This is a genomic window from Sporolactobacillus terrae (genome assembly GCF_019930545.1).
Taxonomy (GTDB): Bacteria; Bacillota; Bacilli; order Bacillales; family Sporolactobacillaceae; genus Sporolactobacillus; species Sporolactobacillus terrae.
The window spans coordinates 562356-588959 of the sequence record NZ_CP082837.1; the positions used below are offsets into that span (position 1 = coordinate 562356).

The 26604-nt window shown below is 46.0% G+C and carries 17 protein-coding genes; 10 read left to right on the plus strand and 7 right to left on the minus strand.

Annotated elements, in window-relative coordinates:
- Positions 1-306 precede the first annotated feature (306 nt).
- The 5 genes from thrB to K7399_RS02575 all read right to left on the minus strand — a co-directional run bounded on the left by thrB (position 307) and on the right by K7399_RS02575 (position 7499).
- On the minus strand, positions 307-1215 hold the full coding sequence (gene thrB / locus K7399_RS02555; RefSeq protein WP_128166472.1) for a homoserine kinase: 909 nt from the start codon (positions 1213-1215) through the stop codon (positions 307-309).
- Complete coding sequence (thrC, locus tag K7399_RS02560) at positions 1212-2270, minus strand: threonine synthase (protein ID WP_028976005.1); 1059 nt, start codon at positions 2268-2270, stop codon at positions 1212-1214. The genes thrB and thrC overlap by 4 nt, the downstream gene beginning before the upstream one ends.
- Positions 2271-2275: 5 nt before the next feature.
- Complete coding sequence (locus K7399_RS02565) at positions 2276-3562, minus strand: homoserine dehydrogenase (RefSeq protein ID WP_028976006.1); 1287 nt, start codon at positions 3560-3562, stop codon at positions 2276-2278.
- Between the two features lie 297 nt (positions 3563-3859).
- Positions 3860-4450, minus strand: coding sequence for a hypothetical protein (locus tag K7399_RS02570; protein ID WP_051575289.1), 591 nt, complete (start codon positions 4448-4450; stop codon positions 3860-3862).
- A 1-nt stretch (position 4451) separates the two neighbouring features.
- Positions 4452-7499 carry a DEAD/DEAH box helicase gene (locus K7399_RS02575; RefSeq protein WP_028976007.1) on the minus strand — a complete coding sequence of 1016 codons (3048 nt, stop codon included), beginning with the start codon at positions 7497-7499 and terminating at the stop codon, positions 4452-4454.
- A gap of 382 nt (positions 7500-7881) precedes the next feature.
- Between K7399_RS02575 and K7399_RS02580 the strand changes: the two genes are divergently transcribed.
- The gene (locus K7399_RS02580; protein WP_128166474.1) at positions 7882-8703 is read left to right on the plus strand and encodes a lipoate--protein ligase family protein; all 822 of its coding nucleotides are present in this window, start codon (positions 7882-7884) and stop codon (positions 8701-8703) included.
- A 45-nt stretch (positions 8704-8748) separates the two neighbouring features.
- The gene (lipA, locus tag K7399_RS02585) at positions 8749-9678 is read left to right on the plus strand and encodes a lipoyl synthase (protein ID WP_010026281.1); all 930 of its coding nucleotides are present in this window, start codon (positions 8749-8751) and stop codon (positions 9676-9678) included.
- Positions 9679-9774: 96 nt separating this feature from the next.
- Here lipA and gltC read toward each other — a convergent pair whose 3' ends face one another.
- The gene (gltC, locus tag K7399_RS02590) at positions 9775-10683 is read right to left on the minus strand and encodes a glutamate biosynthesis transcriptional regulator GltC (RefSeq protein ID WP_223362469.1); all 909 of its coding nucleotides are present in this window, start codon (positions 10681-10683) and stop codon (positions 9775-9777) included.
- 181 nt (positions 10684-10864) lie between these two features.
- Between gltC and gltB the strand changes: the two genes are divergently transcribed.
- The 8 genes from gltB (at position 10865) to K7399_RS02630 (ending at position 25871) form a co-directional block, all read left to right on the plus strand.
- Positions 10865-15415 (plus strand): glutamate synthase large subunit, encoded by a 4551-nt coding sequence (gene gltB / locus K7399_RS02595; RefSeq protein WP_128166476.1) that lies wholly within the window; start codon positions 10865-10867, stop codon positions 15413-15415.
- Positions 15416-15469: 54 nt separating this feature from the next.
- On the plus strand, positions 15470-16930 hold the full coding sequence (locus K7399_RS02600) for a glutamate synthase subunit beta (protein ID WP_128166478.1): 1461 nt from the start codon (positions 15470-15472) through the stop codon (positions 16928-16930).
- A 622-nt stretch (positions 16931-17552) separates the two neighbouring features.
- Entirely contained in the window at positions 17553-19070 is a 1518-nt protein-coding gene (locus K7399_RS02605) for a Ppx/GppA phosphatase family protein (protein WP_128166480.1), read from the plus strand.
- A gap of 9 nt (positions 19071-19079) precedes the next feature.
- Positions 19080-21221 carry an RNA degradosome polyphosphate kinase gene (locus tag K7399_RS02610; RefSeq protein ID WP_128166482.1) on the plus strand — a complete coding sequence of 714 codons (2142 nt, stop codon included), beginning with the start codon at positions 19080-19082 and terminating at the stop codon, positions 21219-21221.
- 316 nt (positions 21222-21537) lie between these two features.
- A complete protein-coding gene (gene nrdI, locus K7399_RS02615) occupies positions 21538-21921 on the plus strand; it encodes a class Ib ribonucleoside-diphosphate reductase assembly flavoprotein NrdI (RefSeq protein ID WP_028976015.1) in 384 nt (127 codons plus the stop codon).
- Positions 21884-23989: a class 1b ribonucleoside-diphosphate reductase subunit alpha gene (nrdE, locus tag K7399_RS02620; protein WP_128166484.1), complete on the plus strand. Its 2106-nt coding sequence runs from the start codon at positions 21884-21886 to the stop codon at positions 23987-23989. The genes nrdI and nrdE overlap by 38 nt, the downstream gene beginning before the upstream one ends.
- Positions 23990-24052: 63 nt before the next feature.
- Positions 24053-25033, plus strand: a complete 981-nt coding sequence (gene nrdF, locus K7399_RS02625) for a class 1b ribonucleoside-diphosphate reductase subunit beta (protein WP_028976017.1) — start codon at positions 24053-24055, stop codon at positions 25031-25033.
- A gap of 196 nt (positions 25034-25229) precedes the next feature.
- Positions 25230-25871, plus strand: coding sequence for a YpjP family protein (locus tag K7399_RS02630; RefSeq protein ID WP_128166486.1), 642 nt, complete (start codon positions 25230-25232; stop codon positions 25869-25871).
- A gap of 67 nt (positions 25872-25938) precedes the next feature.
- Here the strand turns inward: K7399_RS02630 and K7399_RS02635 are convergent, their stop codons facing one another.
- Entirely contained in the window at positions 25939-26559 is a 621-nt protein-coding gene (locus K7399_RS02635; protein WP_037562861.1) for a GDSL-type esterase/lipase family protein, read from the minus strand.
- Between the last annotated feature and the right edge of the window lie 45 nt (positions 26560-26604).

The following is a 26604-nucleotide window of genomic DNA, read 5'->3' on the forward strand; positions in this document are numbered from 1 at the left end:
CAACGCAAAAAAGAAGATAAACGACCAACCAATGCGTATTTTCATAAAAAAACCTCCTTACTGTCTCTAGTTTGGACAATAAGGAGGTTTCTATTTACAGGATAAGAAAGTAGCTGATTTTGCCTCATCTTCAAAACCAATAGACCCGTGTCTTGGCCAAGAATCAAAGCGGAGGTACTCTGGCGCCCGCGGCAAGCGAGTAACCGAAGCGTACCCGTGCACACGTGATGAATTAAAGTCACCGCATCCTGCGGAAGTAAAGACCGGGCGCTTTTGCCCGGTTTTTCATAAAGATGCTCGGCTGAATTATTTTTCTGCGGGAACGGTGGTACGTACACCGTCATTTACGGGCCTTAGTACCGTACATTCATAATCAGGGAATGCATCGCGCAGCAGGCTGCATAATTTACTGCTCCTACTGCGTTCGGTGAGAGACATTACTGTAGGACCTGCACCGCTTAAAAAGGTCCCGTAGGCACCATTTGCATGAGCAAGACGTATTATTTTATCCATACACGGGATTAAATTTGCGCGATAAGGTTGATGAAATTTATCGCTCGCCATCATCTGTCCTGCTTTTTTTCCATCTCCGCTGAGCAGTGCAGCAACCAGAACATTGCCGACACTGCTTGCTTCAACGGCCTGCTTGAATGAAAGGGACAGAGGGAGGGCTTTGCGTGCATCGCTCGTTTTTAACTCAAAATTTGGAATGACCGTGACAAAATCGTAATCTGGTGCGGGTAAACACATACTGGTTACCTTCGTTTGAGACTGAGACGAAATCACAAGCCCACCATACAGCGAAGCAGAGACGTTATCGGGATGACCTTCCGTTTGGCAAGCGATCCATAACTTTTCTTCAACAGGAAGTTTGAGATCAAGCAGAAAATCAGCAAGCTCAATACCTGCGATAATTGCCGAACCGCTACTGCCCAGACCGCGAGAGAGCGGAATTTCATTTCGTACGTTCACAGAATAGGCAGGAAGTGTTTTCCCATACTCGTCGGCAATTTTCTTTGCGGTAACGTAAATTAAGTTACTTTCCAGAGCAGGGCGGAACTTGGGCTGATCGAGATAGTGAAACGACCAATTCTCTGATTTATCCGCTTCCAGAAGCAGATAGCGATTTACAGCCATACCGATTGAATCGAACCCGGGACCAAGATTCGCCGTACTCCCGGGTACTTTAATCTGAAAGGTTGAAGGCTTGCTCATTGTGACACCTGCTGTAGATGGTCGACAACAGCAGAAGGGTCAGCACCGATAATTGTTGGTTCGATGGTCAACGTATCCATAGCAGTTGCCGGATCTTTTAATCCGTTACCTGTCAAGATACAGACAATTTTCGAACCTTTTTTAATTTTTCCAGCTTCAACATGCTTGATCAGACCGGCAATGGATGCGCAGGATGCGGGTTCTGCAAAAACGCCCTCAGTCCGTGCGATTAATTTATACGCAGCAATGATCTCGTCATCAGTGACCGAATCAATTTCTCCTCCAGATTCCTGCTCGGCTGCTACGGCTAATTTCCAGCTTGCCGGGTTACCGATTCGAATTGCAGTCGCAATCGTTTCTGGATGCTCGATCACTTTATTTTTCACGATTGCGGCTGATCCTTCAGCTTCAAATCCGTGAATTTCCGGAGCTTCGATCTGCTTCGCATCGCGCAATTCTTTAAACCCTTTCCAGTAGGCGGAAATGTTTCCTGCGTTACCGACCGGGATGCAAAGAACGTCCGGTGCTTCGCCCAATTGGTCAACGATTTCATACGCACCGGTTTTCTGTCCTTCAAGACGGAACGGGTTGATTGAATTGACGATCGCTAATTCGGAATGCTTGCCTGTATAGCGGACAATATCAAGGGCTTGGTCAAAGTTTCCATTCACTTCGAATATTTTCGCACCGTACATCACGGATTGTGCTAATTTTCCGAGTGCAATTTTCCCTTTTGGTATGACAATAATGCAGTTCATACCTGCGCGCGCGCTGTAAGCGGCTGCGGACGCCGAAGTATTTCCAGTAGATGCGCAGATGACCCCGGTGCTTCCGTTTTCTTTCGCTTTTGCGACAGCAAGAAACATGCCGCGATCCTTGAAACTGCCTGTCGGGTTAAGTCCTTCAAATTTTCCGTAAATCTCGCATCCTAATTTCTTTGATAGTTTCTCAAGCGGTATGAGCGGTGTGTTTCCTTCGAGAAGCGTCAAACGAGGCGTTTTGTCTGTAACCGGCAAAACGTCCTTGTATTTTTCCATTAAACCTTTCCAAGCCATGATTCTTAGCCCCTTTCAACACGGAAGTATTTGGCATTTACGACGACATCTAATTTTTTTAGCATCGCAAAGGAATTCTCGAAAAGCACTTTGTTGGTGATATGGGTGATAATTGCAACCTCAGCAACGTCGCTGCCCGGAATTGGCTCTTGATAGAGCTTGCCCAAACTGATGCGCTGTTCACGAAACAGATCGGTAAGTTTGGAGAATGAACCGGGTTCATCCTTCATATGCATGCGAATAAAGAACTGGCTTTCAACGAGACTGTCCTTGCGCGAGTGAAGCTCTTTCTTCGGAATAAAGATATGGTTCCCGGTCACATTTAAAGCTATATTGCGTGCAACGGAAATCAAATCGGAAACGACGGAAACAGCGGTTGGTCCTTCACCGGCACCGGCGCCGTAGTACATCGTCTGCCCAAGCGCTTCACTGTGGACATAAATCGCGTTGTTTTCATTTTCAACGGATGCAAGCGGATGAAGGTCCGGCAAGAGGGTCGGCTCGACGCGAATATCGATTGCACCATTGCTGACTTCGGATACACCGACGAGTTTAATCGTGTAACCAAGTTTTTTGGCAAATTGAATATCCTCGCGTGTGACATCTGTAATCCCCTTAATGCTTACATCGGCAAGTTTGACCGGAATGGAATAGGCAAGGTGGCTGAGAATGACCATTTTTCGGGCAGCATCCAGACCTTCCACATCCGAAGTTGGATCAGATTCTGCGAAACCGAGCCGCTGCGCTGATGACAGAGCTTTCTCATAGGACAATCCTTCTGAACTCATTTTACTTAAAATGTAGTTTGTTGTTCCGTTGACGATTCCAATCATTTTATTTATACGGTCGGAAGCCAAACTGTCGGTCAATGTACGGAGGATCGGGATGCCGCCCGCAACGCTTGCCTCGTAGTACAGGTCACATTGGTTCGCGCGTGCTTCAAGCAGCAGTTCTTCGCCGTAGGATGCCATGAGATCCTTGTTTGCCGTGATGACGTTTTTCTTGTTTTTCAGCGCACGAAGAATATAGCGGTACGCTTGGTCGACCCCGCCAATCAATTCAATAATTACATTAATAGTCGGATTGTCAAGAATTTCATAGACATCTGTAGTTAATTTACGGTTATCAATGAGTACTTTCCTTGCCCTGTTCTTATTGCGGACAAGTATTTTCTCTAATTGGATTTGGCAGCCTGTACGTTCTTCAAGCCGCTCTTTATCTTTAGTGAGCAGCCTGACCACGCCTGTACCGACTGTTCCGAATCCAAGCAAGCCTACGGACACCTTCTTCAATTCTTATCACTCCTCAAATCATCGCATCGTCCCACCAACCCTGTGACGGCATCGCAACGCATGAACAATTCATGAAACTGTCCGCACTTTTCTATTTTTCAGTTAATAAGAGACGACATTATGTAATTTGCATTATAACCCGAAGCAAGCCTGACAACAAGACAGGATTTGCTGTCAAATGTGACTGAACGGTTAGGAAATAAGCAAATCTTTGTTATCTTGAGAAAAAAAGAGGGCAGGGAGGGGAAACAAGCTGGCGATGAATAAGGGAAGTGTTCGTGATGGAGAAAAATGGTTTTAATGCGCAGAAGAATGCCGATTTTCTGTTGGCTGCTGATGAGAGGTTTGGTGATCTTGGGCCATCACCTGACGAACAATCTTCTCAAGATGGATCTGCAATTCTGGATGACTGGCAAGTTTGTTTGCATCCAGCCTTTGAAAGCTTGGTGCAGCCTTTGAAGCAAGCTGTTTCATTTTCGATTCGAGCACTTGGTAAGCAGGGCTGTCGCCTTGATCAACTGCCGTTTCAGATTCATTGATGGATCCGGATTGATCCATCCTCATGATCCAATAGAGCACGACTGCGATGCTATGCGTGCAGAAGTGTGCCGCAGAGGCGCAGCTGCAGGTAACGGAAGCTGCATTAGGATTGGGCAGTGCTGCTGCTTCACCTGCAGCGTTACTCCATTTGATTTCGACTTGATAAAAGCTGTTGTGTAGATCTTCTACACTTGCATGCAAGCCATTTTGAGAGGCATGATAATCCCAAACCCGGTGCTTATCATAAAGCATGATCCCCCGTTCAAATCGATTTTGCGGAAGTGTTGCCGCAAAATCGGAAAGCCAGTGCGCAAGTCTGGCATTGCGGAATGTAATGCGTCGAACCATATTAAACCACTCCTTCATGCAGCTGGATTAAATCGAAAAGTTCCTGATCGCTCATCTCGGTCAGCCACGCCTCGCCGCCGCTCAAAACTTGTTTTTGTAAGCCTTTTTTTCGTTCAATCAGCAAATCAATCCGTTCTTCCAGCGTACCCTCACAAATCAATTTATAGACATAAACATTACGCTTCTGTCCAATTCGGTAGGCACGATCGGTCGCCTGTTCTTCCACAGCAGGATTCCACCAGCGATCATAATGAATCACATAGCCGGCCTCCGTGAGGTTAAGCCCGACTCCGCCTGCTTTCAATGAAAGAATGAAGAGCGTTTTTCGCTTCTCTTTATTTTGAAAATCGGTGATTAACTGCTGACGCTGATGAGCGCTTAGAGAGCCGTGGAGAAAATATACTGCGGCATCCGGGTACTTTTGCTGCACTTTATCCACAAGAATCTTCCCCATTTTGACGTACTGAGTGAAGAGCAGGACTTTCTCATTCTGATCGAAGAGCGGATCGAGAATATCAAACAACAGCTCCATTTTTCCAGACGTTCCACCGGCCTCAGGATCCAAGTCACTGACCAGTTCCGGATGATCGCACACCTGTTTCAGTCTTGTCAAAGTAGACAGAATTAAGCCCTTTCTTTTGATACCGCCCGTCTCACCGACATTTTGTTTCAGTCGGTCTACAACGGACTGATAAAGCGATGCCTGATTTTTGGTTAGATTGCAGACGCGCTTCGCTTCAATTTTTTCAGGAAGATCACGAATGATCCGTTTATCCGATTTTTCTCGGCGAAGGAGAAACGGCTGAATCATACGTGTCAGCTGGGTCGCTTTGGAACGATTGTTTTTCTTCTCGATCGGCTGAATAAAGCGTGCTCGGAATCGGTCAAGCGAACCTAAGTAGCCTGGATTTAAGAATTCCATAATTGACCATAATTCTTCCAAGCGATTTTCAATCGGTGTGCCGGTCAGAACAAGCCGATGAACGGTTTTGATATGTCGTAGTGCCCGCGTTTTTTGCGCATGCGGATTTTTGATCGCCTGGGCTTCATCAAGGATGCAGCAATTCCATTCATAGGCAAGCTGATCGGCTTCTTTCGTATAGATCGCATAGCTGGTGATCATCACATCACAGGTCTGCAAACGCTGATCGAGCGCACGCCCATGCAGCCGATTGGTCCCATGATGAATATAGACATCGAGACTGGGGGAAAAGGTGGCACACTCATGACTCCAGTTTGCAACGAGCGATGTCGGACAGATAATTAACGACGGCCCGCGTTTGACCGTCTGATCAGGGGACGGTTGTGTCGGGTTTTGTTTGCAATAATCCAAATAAGCGATGGCTTGCACGGTCTTGCCAAGGCCCATATCGTCCGCCAGACAGCCGCCGACATGCTGGTGCCGCAAATGAACAAGCCAGGTATAGCCCTTTTGCTGATAGGGACGCAGTTTGCCGACAAAACTGTTGGGCAGGGTGATTGCTCGAGACGGGCGCTTAAATAAATGACTCAAATAATTATCCAATTCGGTATTGAGATGGACTTTAATGCTTGGTTTGCGTTTACGTCGTCGTGCTGCCTCGATCTTCATTGCAGTGGAAACGTTTGCTCTCTGATTCAGCAAATCGAGCGCATCTTCCATTTCCGCATAGGCCTTGATCATTTGCTTCACCGGTAAATGGATCCACTGGTTTCCGTGATGAATAAACGGCTGGTTGGCACGGACAAGGGTTGCGAATTCTTCACTGCTGAATTCCAGATCTCCAACGGCGATTCTCCAGTTGTAACTGATGAGTGCATTCAAACCGAACAAGGAGCTGTCTCCAGGACTTTTTTTCTGTTCAATATCAAGATCTACGGATACGTCCGATGCATCGTGAATCTCAAGATCATTTGGAAAAGCGACATGTATGGAAACACGCTTCAAAAGTTCTTCATTTTGATAAAGTTCAGAGATTTCCCCAACGGTCATGGTGCCTGTATAAGCGCGTTTCAGTAGAGAAATCAGTGATGCCGGCAGTTTTGTCCGAAGGGACGTTAACTGTTTTGCAAGCCAGCTGTTCGCGTTCAACGACGACAGAGGATCATTTTCAGGCATACGGATGGTGCGTCGGCCGCTTTGCCATCCTGAGAGACTGATTGAATAGTTCCATTGTGCTCCTGGAGAAAAAAGATCGTGGGGATTGATTGGATGCAGTGCGATCTCTGCTTTCTCCGGTGCAAAGTAAGCGTCCATTTGTTTACGCTTTAGCGTTAATAGTGCCTGAATCCATGCATGCGCGGATGGGGTTGCTACGGGCTGAACCCATCCCGCCAATTCAAATTCAAGACGATCCAGAGTTTCGATCGCCTTAGGATCGCGGGTGATCTTCCACGCCTTTTCGTTGGACGGCAGCAAGTCGTCATGCGCAGATGCTTTGTCTGCGCTCTGATCCTGTGCCGATATAAGCCGATCGGTCTGGTTTTTTTCTGTGCGCACCTCTCGAATCAAGGCATTGATCCAGTAGATGACAATTAAATAGAGCCACTGCTGCACTTTTTGATCTTGTAATTCATCGATAGAGACGGCAAGACGAGGCAATCGGCTCAGCCAATCGCTGAATAAACCGCTTTCGTGCAGCGGTTCTGCATCCGGAATCCATGTGCTGAAATAGCACTGTTCATCTTTTCCGCGTCGCAAATGATAGAAAAAGGGATAAAAAAGCCCGTTTTCTAATAAACTATGAACAGCCTCGGAAATTTGCCGAAACCATTGAACGGTCAGTCCAGGGTAGAACGAATTATTCGATTGAAGGATACCGCTGCGGATCAACCGAAAAGCGTGAGCCATCGGCATGATGATGCCGTCAACCTCATGATCTTGTTTTCCGTCAATGAATGTTGCCGTATAAGGATAGGTTGGATAATCGGAAGTTTCGGAAAGCCAAGAAGGCAAAGCGTTTGATTCAGGTAAAGGCAGTGCCGTGCCATCACGGTCTGTCAACCAGAAAAAAAAATTCCATGTATTCTCAATATGGGGGAGAAACGTCATCTGAAAAAAACGATCCATGTACAAAGATCTCCTTAAGCATGATCCTAAATTTCGCGCTGATAATAAAGTACAGATCAACTCAGTCGCTGCAGTGTGTCGCCGTTCGTTCGTATCCTATTAGTGTATCATATGGGCGGGTGAGATACACGCATTTGAAAAGATTCCGTGCGGCTTTCAAAACGTGCAATTTTGTGAATTTCTTGTTATGATATTTCTTGTTGCAGTTCAGTATAGGAGTATAAAAAGTACTTATGCAGTATGACACATTGAAGCCCAATTCTATACAACCTCTTTCTCAGAAAATGATAGCGTTAACATCAGTAGAAACACGATGACGAGAAAAAGAACAATCCATTTTGGCTGTTTTCTAAGGTTGGCAACAAAGGTGGGATAGGTACAGATGAATAAGCAGGAATGGTATTTTATTGACTCCGGGATCCATTCACCAGCCTATAATATGGCCCTAGATGAGTATTTGCTCGAATGCGGCGAAAAAGGAAGAAAAAAACCGGTGCTCCGCTTCTATGGCTGGGATCCTCCCGGTTTATCGATTGGCTATTTTCAAAAAACAGCGGGAAGAATCGACTTTGATGGTGCGGCAGCACATGGCATTGCTTGTGTCCGCAGACTGACAGGAGGACTGGCGGTTCTGCATGATGACGAATTGACCTACAGCGTGGTGATTCCCGAAGATTATCCGGACATGCCGCATTCTGTCGTCGGCGCCTACCGGGTTTTGTCGAGGGGGTTGCTTGAGGGATTCAGAGCATTAGCGCTGAATGCCGATCTGGCGATTCCTGAGGACAAACGGATCGGCACGCATTCGCCGGTTTGTTTTGAAGAAGCTTCCTGGTATGAATTAATTGTTGAGGGACGAAAAGCGGCTGGAAGTGCACAAACAAGGCAGCGAGGCATGATCCTTCAACATGGATCGATCCCGATCAGTGTCAACACGGATCAACTGTTTGATTGCTTCTCCTATGCCAATCCGCGTCTGAAAGAGCGAGCGAAGCGGGCGTTTACAGGCAAGGCGGCAGCACTCGAAGAACTGCTTGGGCGAAAAGTGACACTGGAGGAAGTGAAAACAGCTTTTTATCATGGTTTTGAAAAAGGCTTGAACATAAACCTTCGCCAACTCGTATTAACTGATGAAGAAGAGCAGACGGTTCGCGAGCGTGCGAAGAATAAATATGAAACGGATGCTTGGAATCGATCCAGATGAGAAGCGCGATCGGCCGACTCATCTAAGAAAAGAGGGGGAAGATACATGAACAAACATGGAACCTACGTCAGAAAACCGGAATGGCTGAAAATTCGGCTGAATACGAATCAAGATTACCGAGGAATCAAACAGTTGATGCGAACGGAACGACTGCACACGGTTTGTGAAGAAGCAAAATGTCCGAACATTCATGAATGCTGGGCAACGCGCCGTACCGCGACGTTTATGATTCTTGGCGATGTTTGTACGCGCGGATGTCGATTTTGCGCGGTGAAAACAGGAAGACCGACCGAGCTAGATCTGCGTGAACCGGAACGAGTTGCTGATTCGGTCGTTAAAATGCGTTTGCGACATGTTGTTGTTACTGCGGTTGCTCGTGACGACTTGAAGGATGGCGGGGCGTATGTTTTTGCCGAAACGATTCGTGCCATTCGAAGAAAAGCGCCTTATTGTACCATTGAGGTTCTTCCTTCGGATATGAAAGGCGACGATGAAAGCATTCTGACTCTGATGAATGCGAAACCGGATATCTTTGATCATAATATCGAAACCGTTCGGAGACTGACCAAACGTGTTCGGGCGATTGCAACGTATGATCGCTCACTTGCTGTATTGAAGCGTGTGAAGGAACTGAGTCCGAATACGCCCGTGAAATCAAGCATCATGGTTGGCTTGGGCGAAACAAAAGAAGAAATTGTTGAAACAATGGATGATCTGCTTGCCAATCATGTGGATATTATGGTCATTGGCCAGTACTTGCAGCCGACGCGAAAACATTTGGATGTGGTACGCTATTACGCACCGGAAGAGTTCGCGGAACTTAAGGAAATCGCATTGGCGAAAGGATTCAAACATTGCGAAGCAGGTCCGCTCGCACGATCGTCGTATCACGCCGATGAACAGGTTGGTGAGGATTCGCGGCGCCGACATGATTTGCTGATTCAACAAGAAGAGAACGAGAACGGAACGGAATAAGAAGAAAGGGCGTCTTGAAGACTGGAGTTGACTTTGAGACGCCCTTTCTGTATCTATTTTGTGGAAAAACAGTATAGGGACCGTGCAAACGTACGGTTACTGTCCGAAACGGTGCAGTCGATCATAGAATGCATCGATAAACTGCGAAAAAATCTGTTCTGACGGTGCCAGCTCGCGGTCACGTGGACGAATGACCCCTACAGAGCGTGAGATTTTCGGCGCACTGAGCGGAACGGCCACGATCGTTTCCGGAAGATTGTAAGCGGCAGCGTTTTCAGGCATTAAAGCAATACCAAAATCAGATGAAACAAGACTTTTAATCGTGTCCATATCTTCGCCTTCGAAAACAATATTCGGAGCAAATCCTGCTTGCCGGCAGGCATCGCGAAATAATTCTTGCAGTGACAGCTTGCTTCTGAAGGTAATAAACCGCTCATTTTTTAACTGACTTAACGCAATCGGTCCTTGTCCGGCTTTTTTATGCCGTTTCGGCATGAGAAGCACCATTCGTTCCGTGTAAAGGATGCTGCTCCGTATCCGTTCATGATGTTTGGGTACAGGTGAAGCAAAGGCCAGATCGATGCTGCCTTGGCTGATTAATTTAATTAAATAGGGCACAGTCCCTTGATGTAACTGAAAATCAATGCCTGGATGGATGCTGTGAAATTTTTGCAGGACAATAGGTAGCGTATGAACAGACAGGCTGGTTGAAATGCCGAGACGGATCAATCCTGTTTCGGGATTGAGGTATTCTTTGATCTTCTGTTCGGCCTTTTCGAATTCGCCGATTCCTCGTTCCGCATGCTCAAGAAAGATTTTGCCCGCTTTTGTTAGCTGGATGTTTCTTCCTTTTCGCGAAAAAAGCGGAACACCTAGTTCATCTTCAAGCAATGCAATCTGCCTGCTGATCGCTGATTGGGCCACGTGCAGTGCCTCGGAGGCCTGCGTGATATGTTCTCGATTTGCAGCTTCCATAAAGTAGTAAATCTGTCTTAATTCCATCATCCAACCTTCATTCATCTAAAAATGAGATTAATTTATTCTAAATTATATATTGTAAAGATCGATAATGAAAGAGTAAAATTGAATCACAAAACTTTTGGCCTATAAAGAGATAGAAAGATCGAATTCAGAAAACTCACACAGATGTGATGGGTGATTGCGAACAGAAGGAAGGATGAGGTTTATGATGAGCAAAGCTCTGACGAGAGAGAAACCGGAAGGACTTTATCGTCCGCAATTTGAACATGATGCTTGCGGGATTGGCATGTATGCGGATATTAAGGGGCGAGCATCCAACGAAATCGTTAAAACAGCGCTGGAAATGCTGGCGCGGCTTGATCACCGTGCAGGTAAAGCTGCAGACGGAAAAACAGGTGATGGAGCCGGAATACTGGTACAAGTCCCTGATCGATTCTTTCAAGAGGCATGCAGCTTTGATCTTCCTCCTGCAGGACACTACGGCGTCGGTATGTTTTTCATGCCTCAAGACCGTTCAAGCCGTATGGTTGCGATTGGAAAAATTAAAGCGTGCATTGCCGCGCGAAATTTGAGACTTTATGGGGAACGCGATGTTCCGGTTGACGAAAATGAAATCAGTGCATTGGCGCGCAGTAAGGCCCCATACATGTATCAAATGTTCATTGGTACGGCCAATCAAGATGCAGGTGCGGCACTGGATTCTAAATTATATTTATTGAGAAAAGCAATTGAAGCAAAATTAACAGATGAAATTTATGTTGCCAGCCTCTCCAGCCAAACCTTGGTTTACAAGGGGATGCTGCGTGCCAAAGAGGTCTCGGCTTTTTATACGGATTTGCAGGATGAACGTTTCGTTTCGGCGCTTGCTTTAGTGCATTCCCGTTACAGCACGAATACATTTCCAAGCTGGGAGCGTGCCCACCCGAACCGAATGATTGTCCATAACGGAGAAATTAATACGATTCGCGGCAATATGAGCTGGTTTAATGCGAAGGCGAAACGATTGGATGGCGGGAAACTGCCGCAGATCATTGATCCTGAGGGCAGCGACTCTGCAATTTTTGATAATGTGCTTGAATTTTTAACTTACCATGGTTTTTCGCTGCCGCATGCCGTCATGATGATGGTTCCGGAACCTTGGGAAGGTGACAGTGAGCTGCCCGACTATCTTCGTAATTTCTATGAATTTACCAGCAGAACAATGGAACCGTGGGATGGGCCGATGGCGCTTGGTTTCTGCAACGGTAAACAAATCGGAGCCATTCTGGATCGCAACGGTCTGCGTCCCGCACGTTACTATATCACCAATGACGACAAGGTTGTATTCTCTTCGGAGGTCGGTGTTGCCGATCTAAAACCGGAAAACATCAAACAGCGCTGTCATTTGAAGCCAGGGCAGCTTCTGCTCATTGATACGGAGAAGCAGCGTATCGTTCCAAGTGATGAATTGAAGAAGGCAGTCTGTGCTTCAGCTGATTATAAGAATATTCTGGAAAAATCGGTTGTGAAGCTGAATCGAGACAATGGGAAAGCACCGCTGTTTTCAGACGATACACGACTTTTCAAGCAAAAAATATTTGGTTATACCTATGAAGATGTGACCAAGGGAATTCAACCCATGGCTGAGCAAGGTAAAGAGCCTACCGGGTCGATGGGAAACGATACCCCGCTGGCGGTATTGTCAAATAAATCTCAGCTATTATTCGATTATTTTAAACAATGGTTTTCACAGGTGACGAACCCGCCGATTGATGCGATTCGCGAAGCGCGAGTGATGTCGAAAATTACATGGCTTGGGCCACAAATTAGTCTGCTTGATCCGCTCAAGCATGTAACCTCGCAAATTCGACTCGAACACCCGATTCTTGATCGAAGAGCATTTCAAGATCTGTTTCACCAGGCGTTAAAAGCAAAAACGGTTGATTTGACCTATCCGGAAAATAATGGTGCGTTTGGTCTTCTCAAAGCCGTTGACCAGCTGATTCTTCATGTCGATGAAGTGATTCATGAAGGCGCTGATTTGATCGTTCTCTCAGATCGGAGTGTTGATGAAAAACATCTTGCGATCCCGTCGCTGCTTGCGGTCAGTGCGCTCCATCATCATCTGATTGAACAGGGAACGCGGCCGCATATCAGTTTAATTGTTGATTCAGGCGAACCGCGAGACAGTCATCAGGTTGCTGCACTGCTCGGATACGGCGCCGATGCGATTCATCCATATCTGGCGCTTGAATCGGTACACGCTTTGATTAAGGAAGATCATCTTGACTTGGATGAGGAAAAAGCAGAACAGAATTATATTAAAGCACTGGTTGCCGGTATCGTAAAAATTATGTCTAAAGTCGGCATTTCGTCGATTCAAAGTTACCGCGGCGCACAAACGTTTGAAGCGCTCGGGTTATCAAGTCGTTTGATCGAGCGTTACTTTGCCGGAACGGTCTCACAAATCGGCGGTATCGGTCTAGAGGAACTTGAACAGGAAATGCGTATACGTCATGAGACGGCCGTTAAGGAACTTGATCACGGGGAGATGAAGCCGCTTGATCCGGGGAGTACGCTTCAATGGCGCCAAGGGGGAGAGCAACATAAAATTGACCCGCTGATTGTGCATACCTTGCAGCAAGCGGCACGTACAAATGATTATAAATTGTATAAAGATTACGCAAATATGGTCGATCATGCACCCTTTTCAACGATCCGCAGTCTGCTCACTTTTGAACGCGATCACAAACCGATTCCACTTGATGAAGTCGAACCGGTAGAAAAAATACTCAAGCGGTTTAAAACGGGAGCGATGTCCTACGGGTCGATCAGCAAAGAAGCTCATGAAGCAATGGCAATTGCCATGAATCGAATTGGAGGCAAGAGCAACAGTGGTGAAGGCGGCGAGGATGCAGAACGATTCACCCGCGATGAGAACGGCAATTGGCGCCGGAGTGCCATTAAACAAGTTGCTTCTGCACGATTCGGTGTAACCAGCTACTATTTATCAGAAGCGGATGAACTGCAAATTAAGATGGCGCAAGGCGCAAAGCCGGGCGAAGGCGGGCAGCTTCCTGCCGGAAAGGTTTATCCGTGGATTGCCCGCACCCGTCATGCGACGACCGGTGTGGCCTTGATCTCACCGCCGCCGCATCATGATATTTATTCAATTGAAGATTTAGCACAGCTGATCTATGATCTAAAATCAAGTAATCCAAAAGCAAGAATCAGCGTCAAACTCGTGGCAAAAGGCGGAGTTGGTACAATCGCTGCAGGTGTTGCCAAAGGCAAGGCTGATGTGATCTTAATTAGCGGTCATGACGGTGGAACAGGCGCAGCATCGAAAACAAGTATTAAGCATGCAGGTCTGCCTTGGGAAATCGGATTGGCAGAAGCACATCAAACCTTAATGAAAAACGGTCTTCGCGATCGCGTCCGCGTTGAAGCGGATGGGAAATTAATGAGCGGCCGCGATGTTCTGATCGCAGCCTGCCTTGGTGCTGAAGAATTTGGCTTTGCAACCGCACCACTTGTTGTGCTCGGCTGTGTTATGATGCGTGCTTGTCACTTGGATTCGTGTCCGGTCGGCATTGCGACACAGAACCCGGAACTGCGCAAGAATTTTATGGGCAGTCCGGAGCATATTGTTCATTTTATGACCTTTATCGCCCGCGATATTCGCGAGCAGTTGGCGGATCTTGGTTATCGTTCACTGGATGAGGTCATCGGTCAGGCGCATCTTCTAAGGATCAAAAAAGAAGTGCACAATCACTGGAAAGCACGTACTTTGGATCTGTCCGACCTGCTCTATCAAGCGGAAAGCGATGTATCGAAACGATTCTTCGCGCGCGCCCAGGAACATCATGTTGATCGACGCTTCGATGAACGCAATCTGGTCGCAACCTGCTTACCAACGATTGAAAATAAGAAACCGGTCCAATTGGTATATAAGTTGAGAAACTCAGATCGAACCGTTGGCTCAACGCTTGGTTACTTCATCTCGCGCTCTACCAGTGGCAAGGGGCTTCCGGAAGACACGATCACCCTTTCATTTACTGGGAGTGCGGGACAGAGTTTCGCTGCGTTTCTCCCGAAAGGTGTAACCATGATTTTAACCGGTGATGCGAATGATTATGTTGGCAAAGGATTGTCCGGCGGTAAAGTCATCATCAAGTCAGAAGAAATTATTGGTGTCGATACAGACTCCCAAGCAATGATGGGAAATGTGGCGCTTTTTGGAGCAACCAGTGGTGAAGCCTATGTACGCGGTACTGCAGGAGGACGCTTCTGCGTGCGCAACAGTGGGGCAAAGGCTGTTGTTGAAGGTGTCGGTGAAAATGGATGCGAGTATATGACCGGCGGTAAAGTTGTCGTGCTCGGTTCGATTGGGCGTAATTTTGCGGCTGGCATGTCGGGCGGTATTGCTTACATTCTTCCTGATGGTGCACCAGATCAAACCATTCATCGGATTAACAAGGAAATGGTGAATATTGAGCCGCTTACCGACCAAAAGGAACAAACAGAGGTTTATGAATTGATTAAGAACCACCTCGATCACACCGGAAGTCCAAAGGCAGAACAGGCGCTCATAAACTGGAAAATGTCCATTCAAAGGATCATCAAAATAATCCCGCGCGATTATGAAGCGATACTTGAACAAATCGAACGATATGAAGCACAAGGCTTAGATGCTGAACAGGCTAAGGAAGAGGCGTTTTATTTGAAGAAAGAAGGAAAATTAAGCGTCCGTACTTCCACATATCTCACGGTTTAAAGATACGAGCGAATTGATGCTACGGATAAATTTTGAAAGGATGGAGTGGACACCATGGGACAATTAATGGGTTTCATGAATATAGAGAAAAAAAATCAAAGCGAACGCAAAACGGTTGAGCGTGTTCGTGACTGGAAAGAATATAAGATTCCGTTAAGGGAAAAAGAAGTGAAAAAGCAGGCGGCGCGATGTATGGATTGCGGGACTCCGTATTGCCAAATCGGCACGATGATTAATCGAGGAACAACCGGATGCCCAATCCACAACCTGATTCCGGAATGGAATGATCTCGTTTATCATGGCTTGTGGAAGGAAGCTTATGAACGTTTGGCTAAGACAAATAACTTTCCTGAATTTACTTCAAGAGCTTGTCCTGCGCCATGTGAAGGTTCCTGCACTGCAGGTTTTGTCAGCGATTCGGTTTCCATTAAATCAATTGAGCGGGCAATTATTGACCGCGCCTTTGAAGAAGGCTGGATCGTACCCAAGCCGCCGAAACGGCGTACCGGAAAGAAGATCGCTGTGATTGGATCCGGACCGGCCGGTCTCGCTTGCGCCGATCAGCTGAATAAGATTGGTCATGAGGTGACCGTTTTTGAACGTTCTGATCGTCCCGGCGGTTTGTTGATGTATGGCATTCCGAGCATGAAGATTGAGAAGGATGTTGTTGATCGTCGTGTGCAGCTATTGAAAGACGAAGGGATTCATTTTGAAACGAATGCAAATGTTGGAAATACAATCAGTGTGGCTTCGTTAAAAGAAGCGTATAGCGCAGTGATTCTTTGCACGGGCGCCGGCAAGCATCGCGAAGTTTCGCTCGAAGGCAGAGCCTTGAAAGGTATTTCTCCAGCTATGGACTATTTGATAGCGAGCAACCGCAACCAGCTCTATGGGGAACCACTGGCCGATGATTTTGATGCCAAAGGTAAAAATGTGATCGTGATTGGCGGTGGAGATACCGGTGAGGACTGCGTGGCTACCGCGATTCGTCAAGGTTGCAAAAGTGTCGTTCAGTTTGGCAAACACGGTAAACTGCCTGCAAAACGTGCTGAAAACAATCCTTGGCCGGAACACCCGAATGTTTTTTCTGTGGACTATGCATACAAAGAGGCTGAAGAAGTACTCGGCAATGATCCACGTGAATACTATGTGGAGACGAAAAAATTTGTGGGCAACGATAACGGTCATGTGAAAGAGCTACTTACAGGCTCCTTTAAAAAAGATGCAAAGGATACAGATGATCATAAAACATGGGACGCGGATCTTGTGCTCATTGCAATTGGATTCCAAGGCGCGGAGGATCAAGTCTTTGACGCATTTGATGTAAAACGGGATTCATCCGGACGCGTGATTGAGGCAGACACGATTCGTTATCAGACAAGTAAAGACGGTATTTTTGCTGCGGGCGATGCGCGCAGAGGTGCCAGTCTGATCGTCTGGGCAATCGAAGAAGGACGTCGCGCAGCCGCCGCTGTTGATCTGTACTTGGACAAGAAACTGTCCGTACTAAACTAAACGAATGAGCAAGCGTATGATGCAAGCGGCCGTTCTAAAAGGGTGTTGGATTTATAGTGCGCTCCGATTGCTCGCATCAACTGATCGCGACCGCGGGCGATTCAGAAGCGCGCATCTTCGTGCTTAATCCCAAAAATAGATGTTTTTTTAAGGGTGTCTCAAAAGTCAATTGACCTTTGAGACACCCTCTTTTTTGCAGGATAAGGAAGTGTAAGATTTTACCCATCCTCAAACCAATAGACCAGTATCTTGACTAAAAATCAAAGCGTAGGTGCTCTGGCGCCAGCGGGATCAGCGTGCCAGAGACCCCGCAGATTCCTGCCCTGTCTGAGGAGGCTCGCGGTGCGCCCGTGGCAAGCGAGTAACCGAAGCGTCAACAAGGTGATGAATCAAAACCGCGTACAGAGCAAAATGAACTTTCGCTATTGTAAAAGGAACTTCTGCTAAGGGCGTGCACATCCTGTGCACAACGCAGAAGTCACCGCGTCCTGCGGAAGTCGCAACGTAAATTTATTATGAAGAATTTAATTGGATTCTCATATACAATGAAATATGCCGTATAATAAATACTAAGTGCTAAAAAAATGGAAATAGAGAACATGTGAGTTGTGGGGTGAGGACGATGGCGAATCATAAACTCTTCGCTTCGATTACGGTTGGGCTGCAGACACTGGTACTGAAGATTGCCGATTTGACAAAAATGTCGCTTGTTGACTATGTGAAGGCAGACGTTTCGATTGGGGCAGATATCTACAATCATCAAATGATCGAATTCAATACGGTTGATCAGGCTTGCCGTCAATTAGCAGGTTTTGTACAAATCATGAATGATTACGGCGTTAGAGAATATCGTGCGGTCGCGGCAAGTTCCGTCAAAGAAGCACGCAACGCAGAGTATATTAAAGAACAAATTCGGATTAAAACGGGATTAAATCTCACATGGCTAGCGAATGCTGAGGAACGTTTTTTACATAATCAGGCGGTTGCCTATAATTCGGATCGATTTAATGAACTCATCCAAAAAGGAACAATGCTGATTGACATTGGTTCAGGGAGCATGCAGCTGACGGTATATAATGCAGGTCATTTTGTTTTTTCACGGAATATTAAGCTTGGACCGCTGCGTATTCGCGAACTGCTCGGCGATCTCGAAAGTAAAACAGGCGATTATGTAGAAATTATGGAAGATTATATCCGCAGCAAAATTGACGGGTACCATCAGTTCGCACCTAAAGAGGTTAAAGTACAAAAGTTCGTGCTTGTTGGTACAGAACTGCGCGCGTTTAAACATATGTTTCTGGGCGGCCGTATCGATACGTTAACGAGGGAACGTTTTGTTGAACTCTATCGCCATATTCTGAAGATTCCCCCCCAAATTCTTGCGAAGGAATATAAAGTTCCCTTTGAATCGGCAACACAATTGCTGCCTTCGGTGATGATCTTGAAAAAGACGCTTGAGCTTACCGGTGCAAAAAGTATTATTTTGTCCGAAGCTGATCTAGCTGATGGACTGATTGTGCATGAACTGCTTGAGATGCGCAAAAAGGTGCTGGATCATTCGTTTACAGAGGATATCATTGTATCCGCACGCAATATTGCGGATCGCTACAATTGCGATCCAAAGCACATTATGGTCGTTGAACGTTTTGCGCTGCACCTGTTTGATCGTTTGCGCCGGCTTCATGGACTGGACAAGCGGGATAGGCTGTTGCTTCAGCTTGCGGCAATTCTACAGGACACCGGAAGTTATATTGATATGAATGCGCATTATGTGCATTCCTATTACATCATCCAATCATCTGAGATTATCGGCATTTCAGAACTGGAACGCGATCTTGTTGCCACGATTGCCCGTTATCATAGTGCTGAAACGCCTTCGATTAATAACACAGCTTTTCGTAAGCTGCCGGAGTCAAGCAGGCTGGCTGCTGCAAAACTTGCTGCGCTGCTTCGTATTGCGGATGCACTTGATGACAGCAGGCAGCAGAAGGTAGAACGGATTGCCGTATCACTGAAAAAGGATCAAGTGACGATCACGGCGCGCTCTGATGATGATCTCTCGCTTGAAAAGCAGACGTTTAATGATAAGTCAGCCTATTTTGAAGAAGTTTTTGGGTTGAAACCGATTTTAAGAGGGTAGGTGGTTGTCATGGAACAGTTCGATCGACAGGAGTACTTCAGCAATCGCGAACTGAGCTGGTTGCTTTTTAATGAGCGGGTTCTTGAGGAAGCAAGAGACAAAGATAATCCGCTGCTTGAACGGGTAAAGTTTTTGTCGATCACCGCAAGCAATCTAGACGAATTCTTTATGGTACGGGTGGCATCATTAATTGACATGGTTAACGTTGGCTATGATAAATCGGATCCTTCCGGAATGAAGCCGGAACAGCAGCTTGCTGCAATCAGTACAGCTGCCCACCATATGATTGCCCAACAGTATACCACGTATAATCGGATGCTGAAGAAGCTCCTTGATGAGAAAAATATTCATATTCTGGACGTCGATGAATTGGCGCAAAAACAACTCGATTTTATCGACCATTACTTCAACCGTGAAGTTTATCCGGTTCTGACACCGATGGCCGTCGATTCGTCACGCCCGTTTCCGCTGATCTTGAATAAAAGCATTAATATCGCTGCATTCATTCATAAAAAGAACAGTCAAATCCAGCATCGTGAGTTTGTCACGGTACAGGTTCCAAATGTTCTACCGCGCGTTGTCAAACTGCCGGATCAAGAGGGACATACCAGTTTCATTCTGCTAGAAAACATTATTCGCCGACATTTGCATCAGCTGTTTGTCGGCTTTGATGTCATTGAATCGGCGTGTTACAGAGTTATTCGTGATATGGATCTGGAGGTTGATGAGGAGGATACGGAAGATCTGCTTAAGGAAATTGAGAAGCAGCTCCGTTTGCGTGAGCGCGGCAATGTGATTCATCTTGATGTCGAGGCAGGAATCAGTGACCGCTTAATCGCTAAATTATTCGACCGTCTTTCCGTGAGTCAAGAAAATGTCTATCGCGTAAACGGACCGATTGATTTAACTTTTCTTTCCAAATTAGTGGGAAAAATTGAAGCACCCGGCGATATGGTCTATTCAGCGAATCGCCCATTTATTCAGTACGAATTGCTTGAGCATTCGATCTTTGATGCGATGCGCGCGGGAGACATTTTTCTTCACCATCCGTATGAATCCTTTGATCCGGTGATCGAATTGATTCGCCAAGCTTCAAGGGATCCGCAGGTGCTGGCAATTAAAATGACGCTCTACCGCGTATCAGGGCATTCTCCGATCATCCGTTATTTGGAAAAAGCCGCTGAAAATGGCAAACAGGTAACGGTACTGGTTGAGCTGAAAGCACGTTTTGATGAAGAAAATAACATTAACTGGGCACAGAAATTGGAGAAAACGGGATGTCATGTTATTTACGGACTTGTTGGTCTGAAAACTCACTGCAAAATGGCGCTTGTCGTCAGACGCGAAGAAAACGGGATTAAGCGTTACATGCATTTTGGAACGGGAAACTATAATGATATTACCGCTCACTTTTATACAGATATGGGTCTTCTGACTTGCAATGAGCAGATGGGGATTGATGCATCCAACGTATTCAACATGCTCTCCGGCTATTCAGAACCGCCTTATTTCCATAAATTAGTCATGGCACCACTTTGGTTGCGCGATACCTTGATGGATTTGATTGATAATGAAATTAAAAATGCACAGGACGGTAAACCAGCATTTATTCGCGCTAAAATGAATGCTTTGTCTGATGAAGGGATGATTAAGGCCATGTACCGCGCTTCAGCAGCCGGTGTGAAGATTCAACTGATCATCCGCGGCATCTGCTGCCTGCGCACAGGGATTCCCGGCGTCAGTGAGAATATTGACGTACATTCGATTGTCGGCCGTTACCTGGAGCATAGCAGGATCTATATGTTCGGTAACGGCGGCGATACACTTGTGTATCTGGCCAGTGCTGACTTGATGCCTCGAAATTTAAATCGACGCGTTGAATTAATGTTTCCGATTGAGAATGCAAAGATCAAAAAGACCATCATCGATTTGTTTGATTTGATGATGCGCGACAATATCAAAACGCGCGTTCTAGGAAGCGATAATCACTATGAAAAAACGGATCGACGCGGAAAAATCCCCTTTAATGTTCAGGAGTACTTGGCAAAGATGGCGGCGCAGCGAACGATTCGCCGTGAGGATTCATTACGTGAACGGCGGACCTTTATTCCAATCAAGGGGAACGAAGATTCACAGAATCCGGATCATTGATGGGGGACAACCGAAAAAATTTCTCGACAAATTTGGGGAGCCTTTTCCCCTTAAAACCGCGCATTTTCGAATGAAGTGAGCAGGCTCACGGTTTGATGCAGGAAGAGACATATTGAAACGCATCGGAACATGGCTTATGATAAAAGATAGTTTTTAAAAAACAGGATCAGACCTGATCAATCAGCCACAATATATTCTGGTATAAAATCGTTGAAATACCACAATATATTGTGGTATTGTATTTAATATAATACAATATGTAGTGAAATGATGCGGTTCTTCATTTTCATTACATAGTAAAGGAGATGCGCCCGAATTGCTGATTTTATACGAAACCATGACGGGGAATGTCAAACGATTTCTTGGCAAGACCGGCCTATCTCACCAGCCAATCAGCAGTGTGGACCGTGTTCAGGAACCGTTTGTGCTCGTCACGAATACCATCGGTTTCGGTGACGCTCCGGAAACCGTTAAGGCGTTTTTAATGAAAAACGGAAATTATCTCGTTGCGGTCGCTGCTAGCGGAAACAGGAACTGGGGGCATAATTTTGCTCATGCGGCAGATGTTGTATCGAAAAGCTACCATGTTCCTATTCTATATAAGTTTGAACTGGGCGGCACAGCAGAAGATGTCGCGGAATTTCAAGAAAGGGTGAAGGCACTTGCCGAACGAAGCGATCAAATCAAAGTCCTATACTGAATTAAATAATGAAGTGCTGACTCGTGGAGAAGACGGTTTTTACCGCTTGGAAAAAGACCAAGCGGCGATCCGGGTCTATATGGAAGAAGTTCATGAAAAAACGATTCATTTCCCGGGAATACTTGATCGGCTGCACTATTTGGTTGACGAACATTATTACTACGATGTTTTTGCACAATATAGTGAAGAAGAGATTGAACGACTGCATCAAATCGCTTCAGACTATCATTTCCAATTCAAATCCTACATGGCTGCAAGTAAATTTTATCGTGACTATGCGATGAAAACCAATGACAAATCTCACTATCTCGAAAACTACGCTGAACGGGTTTCGATTGTTGCTTTATTCCTTTCTGGAGGAAATTATGCACGCGCTGAGCGATTTATGCATGCGATGATGGAGCAGCGCTATCAGCCGGCCACGCCAACGTTCTTAAATGCGGGAAAAGCACGGCGTGGTGAAATGGTTTCCTGTTTTTTGCTTGAATCCGACGACTCGCTCAATTCGATCAACTACATTGAGAGCACCTCGCAGCAACTGTCGAAAATCGGCGGTGGCGTTGCTTTGAACCTTTCGAAGATTCGTGCGCGCGGAGAAGCGATTAAAGGTGTAGAAGGTGTGGCTAAGGGCGTTATACCAGTTGCACGCAAACTTCAGCTTGGGTTCTCCTATGCAGATCAACTGGGACAGCGTCCGGGTGCAGGCGCGGCTTATCTGAATATTTTTCACATGGACGCTCCGGAATTTTTGGATACGAAGAAAGAAAATGCTGATGAAGACATTCGCCTGTCAACCTTGTCCATTGGTTTGATCGTTCCTGGAAAGTTCTTTGAACTTGCTGAGGCCGGGAAAACGTTTTTCATGTTCGCGCCCTACACCGTCTACAAGGCATACGGCAAGCACTTGGACGACATGAATATGGACGAAATGTATGATGAGCTCGTTGCCAATCCAGCAGTCAAAAAGAAAAGTGCCGATGCTCGTGAATTTTTGAATTTGATTGCTCAAATGCAGATGCAGTCCGGCTATCCCTATATTTTTTATAAAGACAATGCCAATAAAAATCATCCGCTTCATCGTCTTGGCGACATCAAAATGTCCAATCTTTGCACAGAGATCTTCCAGTTGCAGGAGACCTCAACGATTAACGACTACAGCGTCCCAGATGATATTCGTCGTGACGTTTCCTGTATTCTTGGCTCCTTAAATATTGTTAATGTAATGGAATCCGGCAAAGTACGCGACTCCGTTCATTCCGGTATTGCTGCGCTGACCAAGGTCAGCGACATGACGGAAATCCCTAATGCACCCGGCGTCAGCCTGGCTAATCGCGAATTGCACTCGGTCGGGTTAGGGGCCATGAATCTGAATGGGTATCTTGCGAAGAACCAAATCGCTTACGAATCAGCAGAAGCGCGTGATTTTGCACGGACGTTCTTCTCGCTCGTAAATTTCTACTCAATTGAAAAATCGATGTTGATTGCAAAAGAACGCGGAGAAACCTTCAAGGGATTTGAAAAAACCGATTATGCAGACGGCTCCTATTTTAAAAAATATGAACAGGACGATTTCCGACCAAAAACAGAGCGCGTTCAAGAACTGTTTAAGGGCATTCCTGTTCCGACGACTGAGGAATGGATCGAGCTTAAGCACAAGGTTGCAACCCACGGCTTATACAATGCTTATCGCCTAGCGGTTGCACCAACACAATCGATCAGTTACGTGCAGAATGCAACCAGTTCGGTTATGCCGGTGGTTAACGTCATTGAACGACGCAAATATGGGAATAGTGAAACGATTTATCCAATGCCGTTCTTGTCACCGCAGACGATGTGGTACTATAAATCGGCGTATCAGACCAATCAGTATCGCGTGATCGACCTGATCGCTGAAATCCAGCAGCATGTCGACCAAGGAATCTCGACAATTCTGTATGTCGACAGTATGACGAGCACAAGGCAGCTTGCACGTCTGTATGTCTATGCACATAAAAAGGGGCTAAAGTCGCTTTACTATACAAGAACGCAGCTTCTTTCACCTGAAGAATGCACCGCCTGCTCGGTGTGAATACATTTGTGATCCAAATGATACTGGAGTCAAGCAGCTGACAGTACGGAGGATGAATTTTTTATGAAGGCAATTAATTGGAATCGAAATGATAATCAAATTGCAAAGGTTTACTGGAAACAAAATATTAACCAGTTTTGGACAGAAGAGGCATTTAAAGTATCGCGCGACCTTTCCGATTGGTCGAACATGACAGAGGATGAGCGGGCAGTCTATGTCGAAGTGTTATCCGGACTGACCGGTCTTGATCGTGAGCAAGGGGACAACGGAATGCCGCTTGTTGCCATCCACCATGATAACATGCATGAACAAGCCGTTTTTGCCTGGATGGGGATGATGGAACATATTCATGCGAAATCGTATTCGCACATTTTTTCAACCCTAATTTCATCGCGTGAAACCGATTATTATCTCGGCGAGTGGGTGGATCGACAGCCGGAATTGCAGGAAAAATACCGCTTGATTGCGTATTGGTACAATCAGCTTTACGATAAGAAGGAAAATGTGACACCCTTCAAGCGTTATATGGCGATGTGCGCTTCCGTATTCTTAGAAAGCTTTTCATTTTACAGCGGTTTCTTTTATCCGGTTTTCTTATCCGGACAAGGTCGCATGATTGCCAGCGGGGAGATCATTCGCAAAATTATTCAGGACGAGTCGATACATGGAAGCTTCACCGGAATGGTGGCGCAACGGCTGTATCGCGAGGACTTAACGGATGAAGAACGCAAGCAAGCAGATCAGCAGCGAGAAAAACTGCTGGATCAGTTAATTGGGATCGAAAAAATATATACAGAAAAAATATACACGAAAATCGGTTTGACTCGTGAGGTTATGGATTATGTGTACTACAATGCGAATCGCGCCCTGCAGAATCTCGGGTATGAGGATAAATATGATCATGAACCGGTGAGCCAAATCGTGCTGAATGGGATCGATACCGGAACCATCAACCATGATTTCTTCTCAACGAAAGGTGATTATGTGGTTCCTCTTAATATTGAACCGCTCACGGATGAAGATTTTAATTTTGACAATGTATGAACCAAAGAAGGTGTCTCAAAAATCAAGGCTAATGATGAGACACCTTCTTTTTTTGTAGCGATGGATTCTTTAGTACTGCATGGTCTGCCTGCGATCAGTGAAAATCACGCGTGATAACAGCACTTAACTGACAGAAATCTCGACCAAGATACGAAAAATATAAGAATTGTACGATAAATGACTTGGAGGTTTTTCGGTGCCTGTTCAATGGATAAAAAAAGGACTGGTTACGCTTGTTGCCGTACTAACATTCGGCTTGATCACACCAGCACCGCCTGCACATGATCTGGACAAACAGAATGATCAGCAAAACCTTCATGAGTCGGAGACTGCGCGTACAAGCACTCATGAGCAAAACGCTCAGCAATCAGAGCAAAGCGACGATTCATGGCGATCATCAAATGAAAAAATGCAGCTAATCAAAGGACTTTCTGCGTATGTGTCCCGTGAAGCATTGACACAAGGAAAGCAGAAATTTGGCACCCGAATCGGGGAAAAGCTAAGTGACCCATACATAACAGAGGTCGTCCCAGTTTTTATCAATGCGGTTAAAGAGATCAGTATGGCACGCGATAAAACGTGGATTCGTTCACTTGACATTACCCATGCACCGGCAGCGGGTTATGGGGAGCGCATCATCCATGTTTACAATACATTATCCGGTCAGGAAGTCGCGAAGCTTCATGTAAGAAGGAATCACCCACCTCAGGCCGGCTATGCGTTTCAGTTCCATTATCATACTGTATTGGATGGCTTCAAGGATCATCATGAGATCAAAACGATTTACTGGGGGAAAAATATGCCGCCAAAGTGGCGGAACACGCCAATCGAAACTTAAACCTACTGCATAAACAAACGGCTCAGCTTCTAAGGAGTCTTTTTTTTTCGAGTGGCATGTTTAAAAATCACACTGGCGTTACTTCAGCCATCACACGATAACCGATCGGATTTGGATGCAGATGGTCAAAACCGAGCAGCTGCGGTTCATACCCTGAAAAGGCATGATAAACGTCAGCGATACGCACGTGCGCATCATCCTCGAACTGATTTAAACGTTTATTGTAGTCTTCAAGCCAATGATTAGTTCCCGGTATATAGAAGAGTGGATTGTATAAATTAAGAATGCGCACCCGATAAGAATCAGTGCTGTCTTCATGAAGCAGATGAATCCTGTAGATCATCTGTTCCATGTGGGCTAAACTGTTTTCGGTCGCTTGCAAGACTGCTGAGAAGTCGCCCGTTTTCATCCAATATCTGCCGGCTTTGAGAAAATCATTGCCGCCGCCTGTAATCGTGAGAAACGTTGATCTTCCAATCGCTGCAGCGATTTCCGGGCGAAATGTGGATTGCAGAATCTGTTCGGTTGTTGCCCCGTTCTTTGCAAAAATCTGTCGTTGCAGCTTTATGTGGTAATACACCTCTAGCTTTCGCTGATAAAGTTTAACAAAATTAGGTTGAAATACGGTTGATCCGACGCCTACGGTTAATGAATCGCCCAGTGCAGTATAGAGAGGCTCTGCGCGCAAATCGTCACCTCCAATTGAGAAAGTTTCCATATTTCTAATGTATTC

Coding starts and splice junctions, on each gene's coding strand:
- thrB (WP_128166472.1), bottom strand. CDS start 1,215: ATGAGCAAGCCTTCAACCTTTCAGATTAAAGTACCCGGGAGTACGGCG.
- thrC (WP_028976005.1), bottom strand. CDS start 2,270: ATGGCTTGGAAAGGTTTAATGGAAAAATACAAGGACGTTTTGCCGGTT.
- K7399_RS02570 (WP_051575289.1), bottom strand. CDS start 4,450: ATGGTTCGACGCATTACATTCCGCAATGCCAGACTTGCGCACTGGCTT.
- K7399_RS02575 (WP_028976007.1), bottom strand. CDS start 7,499: ATGGATCGTTTTTTTCAGATGACGTTTCTCCCCCATATTGAGAATACA.
- K7399_RS02580 (WP_128166474.1), top strand. CDS start 7,882: ATGAATAAGCAGGAATGGTATTTTATTGACTCCGGGATCCATTCACCA.
- lipA (WP_010026281.1), top strand. CDS start 8,749: ATGAACAAACATGGAACCTACGTCAGAAAACCGGAATGGCTGAAAATT.
- gltC (WP_223362469.1), bottom strand. CDS start 10,683: ATGATGGAATTAAGACAGATTTACTACTTTATGGAAGCTGCAAATCGA.
- gltB (WP_128166476.1), top strand. CDS start 10,865: ATGATGAGCAAAGCTCTGACGAGAGAGAAACCGGAAGGACTTTATCGT.
- K7399_RS02600 (WP_128166478.1), top strand. CDS start 15,470: ATGGGACAATTAATGGGTTTCATGAATATAGAGAAAAAAAATCAAAGC.
- K7399_RS02605 (WP_128166480.1), top strand. CDS start 17,553: ATGGCGAATCATAAACTCTTCGCTTCGATTACGGTTGGGCTGCAGACA.
- K7399_RS02610 (WP_128166482.1), top strand. CDS start 19,080: ATGGAACAGTTCGATCGACAGGAGTACTTCAGCAATCGCGAACTGAGC.
- nrdF (WP_028976017.1), top strand. CDS start 24,053: ATGAAGGCAATTAATTGGAATCGAAATGATAATCAAATTGCAAAGGTT.